Annotated in this window: 15 protein-coding genes; all 15 read left to right on the forward strand. The window is 45.5% G+C overall.

What is annotated here, in order from left to right; all coding sequences use genetic code 11:
* Positions 1-6 precede the first annotated feature (6 nt).
* Positions 7-1,449, forward strand: a complete 1,443-nt coding sequence (locus tag DPF93_RS08875; RefSeq protein WP_114765848.1) for an MSHA biogenesis protein MshI — start codon at positions 7-9, stop codon at positions 1,447-1,449.
* The gene (gene gspM / locus DPF93_RS08880; RefSeq protein ID WP_114765849.1) at positions 1,449-2,099 is read left to right on the forward strand and encodes a type II secretion system protein GspM; all 651 of its coding nucleotides are present in this window, start codon (positions 1,449-1,451) and stop codon (positions 2,097-2,099) included. Before DPF93_RS08875 ends, gspM begins: the two co-directional genes overlap by 1 nt.
* Complete coding sequence (locus DPF93_RS08885; protein ID WP_114765850.1) at positions 2,092-2,406, forward strand: MSHA biogenesis protein MshK; 315 nt, start codon at positions 2,092-2,094, stop codon at positions 2,404-2,406. Before gspM ends, DPF93_RS08885 begins: the two co-directional genes overlap by 8 nt.
* A 15-nt stretch (positions 2,407-2,421) precedes the next feature.
* Positions 2,422-4,059, forward strand: a complete 1,638-nt coding sequence (gene mshL / locus DPF93_RS08890) for a pilus (MSHA type) biogenesis protein MshL (RefSeq protein WP_114765851.1) — start codon at positions 2,422-2,424, stop codon at positions 4,057-4,059.
* 5 nt (positions 4,060-4,064) lie between these two features.
* The gene (locus DPF93_RS08895) at positions 4,065-4,904 is read left to right on the forward strand and encodes an ExeA family protein (RefSeq protein ID WP_114765852.1); all 840 of its coding nucleotides are present in this window, start codon (positions 4,065-4,067) and stop codon (positions 4,902-4,904) included.
* A 3-nt stretch (positions 4,905-4,907) separates the two neighbouring features.
* Positions 4,908-6,050: a tetratricopeptide repeat protein gene (locus tag DPF93_RS08900; protein WP_114765853.1), complete on the forward strand. Its 1,143-nt coding sequence runs from the start codon at positions 4,908-4,910 to the stop codon at positions 6,048-6,050.
* Positions 6,040-7,764: an MSHA fimbrial ATPase MshE gene (gene mshE, locus DPF93_RS08905; RefSeq protein ID WP_114765854.1), complete on the forward strand. Its 1,725-nt coding sequence runs from the start codon at positions 6,040-6,042 to the stop codon at positions 7,762-7,764. The genes DPF93_RS08900 and mshE overlap by 11 nt, the downstream gene beginning before the upstream one ends.
* An 8-nt stretch (positions 7,765-7,772) precedes the next feature.
* Positions 7,773-8,993, forward strand: coding sequence for a type II secretion system F family protein (locus tag DPF93_RS08910; RefSeq protein ID WP_114765855.1), 1,221 nt, complete (start codon positions 7,773-7,775; stop codon positions 8,991-8,993).
* Position 8,994: 1 nt separating this feature from the next.
* Positions 8,995-9,465: an MSHA biogenesis protein MshF gene (locus DPF93_RS08915; protein ID WP_114765856.1), complete on the forward strand. Its 471-nt coding sequence runs from the start codon at positions 8,995-8,997 to the stop codon at positions 9,463-9,465.
* A 68-nt stretch (positions 9,466-9,533) separates the two neighbouring features.
* Positions 9,534-10,109, forward strand: a complete 576-nt coding sequence (locus DPF93_RS08920; RefSeq protein ID WP_114765857.1) for a prepilin-type N-terminal cleavage/methylation domain-containing protein — start codon at positions 9,534-9,536, stop codon at positions 10,107-10,109.
* Between the two features lie 36 nt (positions 10,110-10,145).
* Positions 10,146-10,622, forward strand: a complete 477-nt coding sequence (locus DPF93_RS08925; RefSeq protein ID WP_114765858.1) for a prepilin-type N-terminal cleavage/methylation domain-containing protein — start codon at positions 10,146-10,148, stop codon at positions 10,620-10,622.
* A gap of 125 nt (positions 10,623-10,747) precedes the next feature.
* A complete protein-coding gene (locus DPF93_RS08930; protein WP_114765859.1) occupies positions 10,748-11,281 on the forward strand; it encodes a prepilin-type N-terminal cleavage/methylation domain-containing protein in 534 nt (177 codons plus the stop codon).
* On the forward strand, positions 11,281-11,811 hold the full coding sequence (locus DPF93_RS08935; protein ID WP_114765860.1) for a prepilin-type N-terminal cleavage/methylation domain-containing protein: 531 nt from the start codon (positions 11,281-11,283) through the stop codon (positions 11,809-11,811). Before DPF93_RS08930 ends, DPF93_RS08935 begins: the two co-directional genes overlap by 1 nt.
* Entirely contained in the window at positions 11,811-12,566 is a 756-nt protein-coding gene (locus tag DPF93_RS08940) for a PilW family protein (protein ID WP_114765861.1), read from the forward strand. Before DPF93_RS08935 ends, DPF93_RS08940 begins: the two co-directional genes overlap by 1 nt.
* Positions 12,556-12,981 (forward strand): MSHA biogenesis protein MshP, encoded by a 426-nt coding sequence (locus DPF93_RS08945; protein ID WP_114765862.1) that lies wholly within the window; start codon positions 12,556-12,558, stop codon positions 12,979-12,981. The genes DPF93_RS08940 and DPF93_RS08945 overlap by 11 nt, the downstream gene beginning before the upstream one ends.

A 12,981-nucleotide genomic window follows, 5' to 3' on the forward strand; every position in this document is an offset into this window, starting at 1 on the left:
TAGTAGATGAATATTCAATCTTTTTTAGCAAAGTTTGGTTCTAGTAGCAGCGCTGTAAATAGCTTACGTGTTGTTGTACAACCTAATTCGCTGCATTTCTCGGACTGGAGCGGTGGCGCTTTGCCCAAGCAAGTTCCAATTGCGAATAGTGATTGGCAAACAACGTTAGTGCATAGTCTGCAACAGGCGGGGTTGACTGATGTCACGGTAGACGTAGTACTCAATTCCAACTTATACCAAAACTATCAGATTGATAAACCTAACGTTCCTCAAGAAGAACTGAGCTTAACGCTGCCGTTTTTACTCAAGGATCTGATCACTGAAAAAGTGACAGATATTATTGCTGATGCAATACCACTGCCGACCAGCAACAAGCTGCAAGTTTACGTTATTCCTAAGTCATTGGTACTCGGATTAGTCAGTAAATTAGCTGAGATAAAATCGCATCTCGGTTGTGTATTTGTTGAAGACGATATTTGGGCTCGTGTCGCGCAAGGCAGTGAGCGTTTTGTTCTACTACAACGCAGCTATGGTGCGGGTTATAAAGTTAGTGCGTTTGTTGATGACCGCTGTGTTTTTCAGCGTGGGATCCGTGGCGTTACGCCGCCATTAACCGGTGTGGCAACCAGCGGCTTGCAGTTGGATGGTATTGCGCTGGAACTGCAGCGTTCAATTGACTACCTCTCCTCACAGTTACGTGGTGCGACCCTGCACCATATGAAAGTTTGCTGTGACGATGAAAATAATGGTGAGTTGGCGAAAGAACTGGATGAGCGTTTAAATGTAAAAGTTTCCGCGTTAAGTGAAACCGATACTGATTCAGGCTCTTTGTTAGCGCAATTTGTGGCTGAAGATATTTTTTCAGCTATCAACTTGTACCCACAGCATTTAAAGCCAAAGGTTGAGCATTTTACTTTAAATAATGTGGCGATCTTTAGCGTACTTTTGTTTGCGCTGCTTGGCTCCGCATTTGGTTACTTTGCTTGGCAAAATAGTCAGTACGAGCAGCAATTGCAGGTATATCGCGCACAAGAGAAAGAGTTCAGTCAACAGTTAACTAGCCTAAGCCAGCGTTTAGGTAAGCATCGTCCTTCGCCAGAGAAAGAGCATGCTGTGGCGCGCCTTAAAGAAGAGATTAAGTCAAAGCAAGACTCGTTAGCTGCGGTCGCGAAATATGATTCAGAGCAGCAGGCTGGCTACTCTGGTGTTATGCAATCTCTAGCCAAGCTTGGGCGTAACGATATCTCATTAAGTTCGATTCAAATGGATGCGGATAATCTTGATATCAAGGGATTAGCGCGGACACCACAAGCGATTCCAAATTGGGTGAATCAGTTTAAAAGCGAAATTAACTTGGTTGGTCGTTCATTTGGCAAACTTAAAATTGCGCGCAATGAACAAAATATCCTGACTTTTGAGCTGAGAACCAAAGAAGAAGAGAAAGAGTGATGAAAGCACATTGGCAGAAATTGGCGGAGAAGTTTTCCAATTTAAGTGCACGAGAAAAGTGGTTAATGACTCTGTGTGCTTTAGTGTTAATCGGGCTGGGGATGTTTACTCTATTGATTGAGCCCGCTCTTAAGGTCAATCAAAGCTTAAAACAGCAAATTGCGGTTAGCCAGCAGAATAGCACGCGTCTAGAAAATGAAATTTTAGCGATCACCGCAAAACTTAAAAAAGATCCAGATCAATCGATCAATATAGAGTACAAAAGATTATTAAAAGAGAGCCAAGTGCTGTCGGAAAAACTGTCGAAAGTGATTGATAACCTGATCTCGCCTAGTCAAATGGCAAAGCTGCTAGAAGATGTGTTAGCGGGCAGTAAAGGTTTGCATCTCGTCTCTTTAGAATCATTAACCGCAGAGCCGATTGTGAGTGGGCATGAGGCAGAGAGCTATGCCGGTTACTATTTGCATCCGGTAAGACTTGAGCTAACTGGTAACTATTTTGCCGTATTGCGCTACTTGGAAACGTTAGAGTCGTTACCCGTGAACTATTACTGGCGCAGCTTTAATTATCAAGTCGATGACTACCCTCGCGCTCGTTTAATACTTGAAGTGTATACCTTAGGTACCAGACAGGAGTTTATTAGTGGTTAAGAATAGTCTGTTATTTTTGCTCGCTATCTCTTCAAGTGCAGTTGCTTCTCAAGATCCAACTGCACCACTTAGTTGGCAACAAGCACCGAAAGTAAACAAAGTTGTGCGTCATAAAGTGCCAGATTTACAAAGTATCGTTTGTGGTGGTGAGAGAGACTGTTACGCGATATTAAATGGTCAGACACTGGAAGCGGGCGGTAATGTCGCCGGCTTTAAAGTGCAACAAATTAATGCGGATTACGTTACGGTAACTCGCGGTAGTAAACAGTGGAAGCTGGAATTATTCCCCCTAGAAATAAAACAATAAGGTTATTGGAATTGTATGCGTAAACTTGTGTTAGCTATTTCCCTTGCGTCACTCGTTGGTTGTTCAATGGGACACAGAGACCCAGTTGAAGCGAAAAGCGCTTTAAATGAAGCTATTAATGAGTCGAATAGCCGCGCTTTACAAGAGCTTCCACCGTCGGTAGCCGCTGATCTTATGCCTGAATTGGATGATTCGTTGAGCAGTCAGAATCAGACCGTAAAACGCTTTCGCGTAAAAGCGAGCAATGTCGATGCTCGCACATTTTTTGCCAGCCTAGTCAAAGGCACGCAATATAGTGCGGCAATTCATCCGGATGTCACCGGTCAGATCACAGTCAATCTGACCGATGTTACTTTGGATGAAGTATTAGCAGTGGTCAGCGATCTATATGGCTATGATGTACAAGTGACAGGTAAGGTGATTCAAGTTTACCCTGCGGGGCTGCGTACTGTGACTATCCCAGTGGATTATCTACAGTTTAAGCGCACAGGGCGCTCGCTGACCTCTATCACTACTGGCACCATTACTTCAACCGGTAGCTCTTCAAGTAGTTCAGATTCATCATCGGATTCATCGTCGAGTTCATCATCGGGCTCTTCGACATCAAGCGGTGGTACTGAAATTGAAACCACTAATGAAAGCGATTTCTGGCCTCAGCTACAAGTGGCAGTTGCCCAGTTGATTGGCAGTGGTAAAGGTCAGTCGGTCGTTGTAACTCCGCAGGCGAGTGTGATTACGGTCAGAGCATTCCCAGATGAGATTCGTCAAGTGCGTGAGTTTTTAGGGGTTTCACAGCAGCGTATGCATCGTCAAGTGATCCTTGAAGCGAAGATCCTCGAAGTAACCCTCAGTGATGGTTACCAGCAAGGCATTAACTGGAGTAAAGCCTTTAGCTCGAACGGCAACGACTTTACGATTGGTCAAGGCACAATAGATCCTGATAACCCAGTTGCTTCAGTACTGCCTGGTTTAGATACCATCGGCACCTTACTTGGTGGACAAACCAATCTGGTGGTTTCTGGTGGTAGCTTTGATGCAGTAATTAGCTTTATGGCAACTCAGGGTGACCTGAACGTGCTATCCAGTCCGCGAGTGACGGCATCGAATAACCAGAAGGCGGTGATCAAAGTTGGTACCGACGAATATTACGTGACAGATTTCTCTAGTGTGGTTGGTAGTGGCGACAACTCAGAGCCTTCACCAGAAGTTGAACTGACGCCATTTTTCTCGGGTATTTCTTTAGATGTGACTCCACAAATTGATGACCAAGGTAATGTCTTGCTGCACGTCCACCCTGCGGTAATTGAAGTTGACGAGCAAGTAAAAGAGATTGGTTTTGGCGCAACAGCGATTACGCTACCACTTGCCCGTAGTTCGATTCGAGAGTCTGACTCAGTGATCCGTGCTCAAGATGGAGATGTGGTAGTCATTGGCGGCTTGATGAAGTCAAACACCATTGATCAAGTGTCTAAAGTGCCGTTTTTAGGTGATGTTCCAGGGCTTGGTCACCTATTTAGAAATACCTCGAAATTGACGCAAAAAACGGAACTTGTGATTTTGCTTAAACCAACCGTGGTTGGTGTTAATACTTGGCAAAAAGAGCTAGAGCGTTCACGTGATTTGCTACAAGAGTGGTTCCCTGAACAGCAGTAAACACAATGTATTTAGAGCATTTTGGTTTTTCTCAGCTGCCTTTTCACCTAACCCCAAATACTGAGCTTTTTTTGGGGTTAGAGCCTCATTACGAAGCGATTCAAATGGTCAACTCAGCTCTCTCCATGGGAGAGGGCGTGATCAAAGTTACTGGTGAAGTTGGCACGGGCAAAACCATGGTTTGTCGCATGCTCGTTAATCATTTTGAGCCTCATATTCAATTGGTTTATTTACCTAACCCTGCACTGTCGGGTGATGAGCTTAGAATGGCTGTCGCAACTGAATTGGGGCTAAGCGGGTTAACGATCTGCCAAGTTGTTGATGCGATCCAGCAACGTTTAATTGAGTTAGCCAAGCAAGGCAAACACGTGGTGGTGCTGGTTGATGAAGCGCAGGCGTTAAGTGATGAGGCTTTGGAGGTGCTGCGTTTGTTCGGCAATCTAGAAACCGAGTACAGCAAGTTGCTGCAAATCGTATTGTTTGGTCAGCCTGAACTCGATGAACGTTTATCGCAGTACCATCTACGTCAATTTCGTCAGCGGATCACTTTCAGTGCGCAACTAAGAGCGTTGTCACTCGATGAAACCGCAACCTATATCAGTAACCGCTTACTAAAAGCAGGTCGACAAAGTGAGCTATTCACACTGGCTGATAAGAAAGCCATTTGGCGTGCCAGTCATGGGATACCTAGGCTTATTAATCAAATTTGTCATAAGAGCCTACTTTTGGCCAGCAGCCAAAGTTGCGCACAGGTTAAAAACCAGCATCTTTATAGCGCAATTCATGACACCTTTGATGCTTGTAAACCAAAATTTAAAGCCCCGTTATTATGGGGGTGGAGTTAGATCATGAGTGCGATTAATAACGCGCTATCTGAATTATCAAAGTCACAAACGGTAGCAAAAGCGGGTATCGAGAAAGCGCAAGTACAGATAGTAAAGCGCGCTCGAGTTTTGCCGTGGGTGCTCGGCGGGTTTAGCTTAAGTCTGGCTGTCGGTGGTTGGGCTTTGTCGCAACAATCTCTACCTAAGGCGATGATCACTAGCGAGGTTATCCCTTCTGAGCCAATCCTTGCTGCATCTAATTCTCAGCTTAAGCGTAATGCCGTTTCAGTGCCGTCACCAACGGTCAAGTTGGCACAAACCAGCGAAACGATTTATGACGCTCCAGCTACCACGACCCCGACAACTGCCTCAATAGCACCAGCAGTGAAAGCCAATGACAAATCCGCTGTGCAGAAGCATGTTGTGGAAAAACCGATTGATGTGAGCAGTGAAACGGATGTGGTTGTTGATGAGAAACCTGTCGTATTCGCAAGCGTTGCCAAGCAAGCTGAGGGTCAGCCGGTTGAGGCTGAGCCCTCAGTTGGTCAAGTCGTGGTTGAGCAGGTGCAGTTAACGCCAACTCAATTGGCGGAGCAAGCCGAAGTCAGAGCGAAAAAAGCGCTGGAAGCGAATGATCTGTCGCGTGCGATCGAAAATTACCTTGAAGCGCTGCGTTACACCCCGCGTGATAGCAAAATTCGTCAAACTTTAGCTGCGCTTTATTATGGCAAAGGGGAGGTTCGTAAGTCAGTCGAGTTGCTGCAAAAAGGCATAGCCTTAGCGCAAGATGATCAGAGCCTACGTCTCGCTTTAGCCAAACTTTTGCTGAAAGAGAAACAAAATAGTGCTGCGCTTACCCCGCTGATTTACTTACCGATGAATCCAAGCAGCGAATACCTTTCGTTGCGTGCCGCGCTGGCGCAGAAAAACGCGCAAGATGAAGTCGCGCTGGAAAGTTATCAAAAACTGGTCAATTTGGAACCGGACAATGGTCGCTGGTGGCTGGGTTTAGCTATTCAACAAGAGCGAGCTTTTGAGTTAGAGCCGGCAAAAATGGCTTATCAGCAAGCGTTAAACAAAGTGGGTATTTCAAGTCAGTCACAGCAATTTATTCGCGATCGTTTGGCGTTGCTCAATCGATTAGAGGAGCAGCCTAATGCAAATTAAGTTAAGAAAGCGTCTTGGTGATCTGCTTGTCGAAGAAGGCATCATTTCCGAGCAGCAGGTGGAGCAGGCTCTTGCCGCGCAAAAATCTTCTGGACGTAAGCTTGGCGCCACCCTAATCGATCTTGGTTTTTTAACCGAGAAGCAAATGCTGACTTTCCTTTCGCAGCAACTTGATGTGCCGCTGATCGATTTGAGTCGCATGAATATTGATGTCGATGCGGTGCAGTTGTTGCCTGAAGTACATGCGCGTCGTTTGCGTGCGCTGGTTATTGGACGCAACCAAGATTCCTTACGTGTAGCGATGAGTGATCCAGCGGATTTGTTTGCGCAAGAGTCTTTGTTATCTCAATTGCCACAATACGCAATTGAGTTTGTTATTGCGCCTGAAAAGCAATTGGTTGAGGGCTTCGACCGTTATTATCGAAGAACTAAAGAGATTGCGTCGTTTGCTGAGCAATTGCAGGCTGAGCATCAGGTTAACGAAGCGTTTGATTTCAATATCGAAGACTCAGATAGTGATGAAGTAACCGTTGTAAAGCTTATCAATTCTCTATTTGAAGATGCGATTCAAGTCGGCGCGTCAGATATTCATATTGAACCTGACTCGAATGTACTGCGCTTACGTCAACGTATTGATGGCGTGTTGCATGAAACCTTGTTGAACGAGGTAAACATTGCGTCAGCATTAGTGTTGCGTCTCAAACTGATGGCGAATTTGGATATTTCAGAAAAGCGCCTACCTCAAGATGGACGCTTCAATATTCGCGCCAAAGGTCAGTCGGTGGATATTCGTATGTCGACCATGCCCGTGCAGTATGGCGAATCGGTAGTTATGCGTCTCCTTAACCAATCTTCAGGAGTCAGAAAGCTTGAAGAATCGGGGTTACCTGCAGAGCTATTGGTGCGTTTGCGTAAGCAACTGCGTCGCCCGCATGGCATGATCTTAGTAACCGGTCCTACGGGGTCCGGTAAAACCACCACGCTTTATGGCGCGTTAAGTGAGTTAAATGAGCCGGGTAAGAAAATCATCACTGCTGAAGATCCGGTGGAATATCGCTTGCCACGCGTTAACCAAGTACAGGTTAACAGCAAGATCAATCTAGACTTCTCCACCATTTTACGTACGTTTTTACGTCAAGACCCAGACATCATTCTGGTGGGGGAGATGCGTGACCAAGAGACGGTTGAGATTGGGTTGCGTGCCGCTCTAACCGGTCACTTAGTTTTGAGTACCTTGCACACCAACGATGCGGTTGATAGTGCACTTCGTATGATGGATATGGGCGCGCCTGGTTATTTGGTAGCAAGTGCGGTTCGCGCGGTGGTCGCGCAGCGTTTGGTACGAAAAGTTTGCCCTGATTGTAAGACAGAACATCAACTTGACGACAGTAATCGCCAGTGGTTGATGCAGCGCTTCCCAAATCAGGTTGCCGCGAGTTTTGTTAAAGGACGAGGTTGCCAGAACTGTAACCTAACCGGTTATCGTGGTCGTATTGGTGTGTTTGAAATCCTAGAGCTTGAGCAAGATATGATGGATGCTTTGCGTGCCAATGATGCGGTTGGTTTTGCGCAAATTGCCCGAAATTCAGAGAACTATAAACCGCTGTTAGCCAGTGCGATGGAACTGGCTTTACAAGGGACGGTGAGCTTTGAAGAGGTGATGAACCTTGGTGAAGGCGACACCTCGGGTAGTGTACAAGCGATCTATATATAGGAAGCCATATGTCAGTTTTTCACTATCAGGGACGCAGCCTAGACGGCAGTAAAGTGTCGGGACAAATTGAAGCCGCGACGCTTGAGCTAGCCAGTGAGTCACTTATCGCAAAAGGTGTGATCCCGACTGAAATTAAGCCGGGTAAGAAGTCAGCGGGTCTCGATTTTGATTTATCGAGCTTGTTTACCCCTGCAATCCCGCTTGAAGTTTTAGTGATCTTTTGTCGTCAAATGTACAGCTTAACCAAAGCGGGCGTACCATTACTGCGTGCGATGCGTGGTTTGACGCAAAACTGTGAAAATAAGCAGCTCAAACAAGCGCTTGAAGAAGTGACAACTGAGTTGACTAATGGTCGTAGCCTTTCTGCTGCGATGCAATTACATCCCAAAGTGTTCAGTTCGCTGTTTGTTTCAATGCTAAGCGTTGGTGAAAACACCGGTCGCTTGGATGAGGCTTTGCTGCAACTAGCTAAATATTATGAGCAAGAACTAGAGACTCGCAAACGCATCAAAACGGCGATGCGTTACCCAACGTTTGTAATCTCTTTTATCGTACTGGCGATGTTTGTCCTCAATGTTAAAGTGATCCCGCAGTTCTCCAGCATGTTTGCTCGTTTTGGTGTCGACCTGCCGTTACCAACACGCATTCTTATGGCAACCTCCAATTTTTTTGTTAACTACTGGCCGTTGATGTTAGCGGTGGCGTTTGCATTGCTGTTTGCTTTTCGTGCTTGGGTTAAAACGGAAAAAGGGCGAGAGAAGTGGGACAAGTTTCGTTTGCGAATGCCGATCTTTGGCAGTGTGGTGAACCGAGCGCAACTTGGGCGTTTTTCGCGTACTTTCTCTTTAATGTTAAAAGCGGGCGTGCCGTTGAATCAATCTCTCGCTCTGTCGGCGGAAGCATTGCAAAACCAGTTTTTGGAAAACCGATTATTGGAGATGAAAAGCTCGATTGAGTCAGGCAGTTCGATCTCCAATACCGCAATCGCAAGTGGTATTTTTACCCCTTTGGTGATCCAAATGATTTCGGTCGGTGAAGAGACAGGTCGCATCGATGAGTTGCTCGAAGAGGTTGCCGATTTTTATGAGCGTGAAGTGGACTATGACTTGAAAACCTTAACCGCGCGTATTGAGCCATTTTTGCTGGTGGTTGTCGCTGGTATGGTATTGATCCTCGCGCTGGGTATTTTCTTGCCTATGTGGGGCATGCTCGACGCAATCAAGGGCTAGCATGTTACGGCAAATTGAACGTTCGCGCTTTATTGTTTGGTTTTCACTGATCACCATGCTGCTATTAGCTTTTGTTCTTGCATGGCAAAAAGTAGACCGAGAGGCGAGTGATACCGCGTTATTAGTCGTGAGTAAGCGTATTCTTGAGCAAGCGAATGTGTATAAACAGCAGTGGTTGCTTGAAAAACAACCTGAACAAATTTCAATCAACCAAAAGTTTATAAAATATTCAGCCAATGGGTGGGTTACACCGCTAAATTCCGCCAATAAAGTGGATTGTAAGTATTGGCTAGATACTTTTTATCAGCAAGAGCGAGTTTTAGAGTCTTTACCGATAAAATTTGAAGACAGTTCAATTGGTTCTGATTTTCAGTGTGAGTATACATATAGTCGCGGCCAGGCAATAAATATCAGTCTTATTGACGGAAAGTTCCGCGTCGGTGTCATATTTTCGTCAGAACATAAAAATTGACGCTGCTTAGTAGTAATATTCGCCAAGGAGCGTATAATGACTAGCACGAAAGAGTGAGATTGAAGATTATGAACAAAAAACAAACTGGTTTTTCATTGGTTGAGCTTGTGGTTGTAATCGTCGTCGTCGGCTTATTGGCGGTAGCCGCGTTACCTCGCTTTTTAGATGTGACTGATGAAGCCAAAAAAGCCAGCATTGAAGGAGTGGCAGGTGGCTTTGCTACTGGTGTGCTTTCTGCGCGTGCGCAATGGGAAGCAGAAGCTCGTCCTTCTAAAACCGTCGGCACGGAAAAACAAAACTTTGTTAACTATGATGGCGTGGACTTTTGGCTAACTCGCTCTGCCTCTTCAAATGGCAGCGATACTGGTTACCGTGATGGTTACCCACTGGACATCGTACCGAATAATGGCAGTTTTCCGACGGGGTTAACAGATAATGCTTGTATTAGCCTAATGGAGAACTTGCTTCAGAATCCTCCAAAAGTTGATACTGTTCAAAACGCATCAACGAATCGTGATGTGAAGTATTCCGCTGAAGTAAATGATAACCAAGATGGTTGTATTTACGTACAGCAAGAAGGTGGCACTGCCCATCAATTTGAATATGAAATTAAAACTGGTCGTGTGACCGTAACCTTGCAGTAATACTGCTAATTATTTTAAAAATAGAGAGATTTTATTATGAAAAGACAAGGTGGTTTCACCCTGATTGAATTAGTGGTGGTCATTGTAATTCTTGGTATTCTTGCAGTTACGGCAGCACCACGTTTCCTTAACCTACAAGATGATGCGCGTAACGCTTCACTAGAAGGTCTGAAAGGTGCAATGGCTGGTGCAACGGGTATTGTTTATGGTCGTGCAGCGATCAATGGTGTGGAAGGTGTAGATGGTGGAGCGGTTTCTGGAGCTTCAGGTCAAGATATTACCACAACTTGGGGTTATCCACAGCCTAGTGAAAACGGAATTGGTCGTGCAGTCGTTGGTCTTGCAACAGGAGCCGATTCTGATTGGGCTATTGTTTCTGGTTCAAACTCAACTAATTACTCAATTCGTTATACGTTTAATGGTAATGCAAACACAACAGATTGTTTCGTACAGTATGCGGTGAGTTCTGCTCAAGGGTCAGCTCCTGAAATTACAGTATCAGAATGTAATTAATCGTTCCCTAAAAAGGTCAGCCAAGCTGGCCTTTTTTACCCAAGTCTCAAAATTTCTTCTTTAGTTAACGACCGTTTAACAATTTCAGATATACTACAAAAGTTTACATCTCTGACGAAGGTAGAATGAATATTCGTAAGCAATCAGGCTTTACCTTGGTCGAACTGATCATTGTGATCATACTGCTGACCATTATCTCCCTATACGCGGCTAGCCGATATATTGGCGTTGGCAGCTTCTCTGCACTTGCAATTCAAGACTCTATCATCTCTATCGCTCGTCAAGTGCAACTTAACCGCATGCAGTCAAATCTTGACCCGAGCAGTATGTCAGCCAATAAAAGCCTTACGCTAGATATAGCCAATCATTATTTCGGTTCTACTCACTCTAATTGCGATCGTGTTGAAGTGCCGCCACTCACATCCGCGCAAAAAGCGCAATGCCTTCAAGAGCGTGAAAGCCGTAGTGATTGGCTGCGAGATGAACGAGTGACATTTTCTGTTAATCCAAGTAGTGCGGCTCAAATTGAGTTTGATTTATTGGGTAGCCCAATCGGCTCGGCGAGTAATGGTGTGACGCTCACCATTGCTGGTGATGGCAGCCAAGCTATGGTGTCGATTTGCGCCAATGGTTTTATTAGTCGTTCGGGGTGCAATTAATGAATAAAGTACGCGGTTTTACCCTGATTGAAAGTATCGTCGTGATGGTGGTGATGGCGTTAGCTATGGTCACCATTACCAGCTTTTTAATGCCTCAAGTTGCCTCTTCATCGGACGCACATTATCAAACACGAGCCGCTGCTTTAGGGCAAAGTTTGATGACCAAAATATTGGCGCGCAGTTTTGACCATGTTAACGCCAGTGGTGGCAATGAGCGCTGTCAATTTGGCGTTAACTGCAGTGCTTTGGGGATTGATAGCGGTGAATCAATGGCAAGTCCGGATCAGTTTAATGATGTCGATGACTTTATTGGTTGCTGGGCAGCAACTCCAACAGCAGCTTGCCCGCACAATTTATACGATTTGATTTCCTCGGGAAGCAATAGTGCGTATCACAACTTTACAGTCGATATTGCGGTAGAAAATCACCCCGACAACCATGTGGCGCAAATGATGAAAAAAATCACGGTTACCGTGCGTGCTGGCAAACAAACACCGATCGAATATAGCGCCTTTCGAGGTAACTACTGATGAGAGTACGTGGCTTTACCTTAATTGAAATGATTGTCACCATGTTGGTCGGCTCTATTTTGGTGCTCGGTATCGCAGGTTTTGTCGAGTTGGGGACCAAAGGGTATGCACAAAGTGTTGATCGCCAAAGACTGCAAACTCAAGCCAGATTTGTGTTGGAAAAAATGACGCGAGAAGCGAGTCATGCTGTGCCCAATGTGTTTATTGTGGATGGTGGTTGTCTCTCGTTTTTTCCGATTGTTGACTCAGGGTTCTATGCGGTTTCTGGTGCGGATATTAACTTTATTGTGGGTAATCAGTCGGCTGCGGTCAGTACATTGAATGACAAACAATTACTCATCAATCCAACTCAAACTTTATCACCGACAGATACTCTTGCTGCGCTAAATAATAGCTTTGATTTAGCCAGCGTTGAGGATATCTCTGCGACTCTTTCTACCGTAGGAAAGACCTTTTCTATTCCTGATGCTGCCAGCGGACTTGTCGGCGGCTCGATTGTGAATCGCCACTATATTGCTGACAACGAAAGAAAAGTCACTTATTGCATTAGTGGCAATCGCATTACGCGCCAAGTGGGTTTTACTGGGTCTCCAATGCCTTTGACCGATGGCGATGAAGTGTCGGTTTCGGGCACGCTGTCATATTCTCCGGCTACCGTGCAGCACAATGGTGTGGTGCATATTGATTTGAGCTTTAGCCAAGGTGGCGAGTCGACAATTTTCCAGCAAGATGTGCAGGTGCTCAATGTCCCATAAACAAAAAGGTAGTTTGTATGTCGTGGTGGTGTTTGTGCTGGTGGTGATGGGGTTTCTCGCGACCACGCTGACGCGTATCCAATGGTCAGATAATGATGCTCATGCCAAAGAGGTGCTGGGCACACAAGCTTGGCTCTTGGCTCAGTCGGTCAATGAAGAGATGCTGACCTTATTTTATCCCTTGAATTCGAGTGATTCACAAGTGGGTTCGGTTTGCACAACATTGCCAACCAGCGGTCTGGTAGGTAGTGATATGAAATTTGATACCAAGATGAACTGTCGTTTGGTTGAATCTAGCTGCAGACAAGTTGGTGAGTTAGATGAAATGAAATACTACCAATTACTTGCTCGAGTAAGTTGCGGCTCAGGAGTGAGTGAAGTAGAACGAACCGAAGAAATTTGGGTCAGGGAGTAA

It is taken from the genome of Vibrio rhodolitus, from assembly GCF_003350325.1.
Taxonomy (GTDB): Bacteria; Pseudomonadota; Gammaproteobacteria; order Enterobacterales; family Vibrionaceae; genus Vibrio; species Vibrio rhodolitus.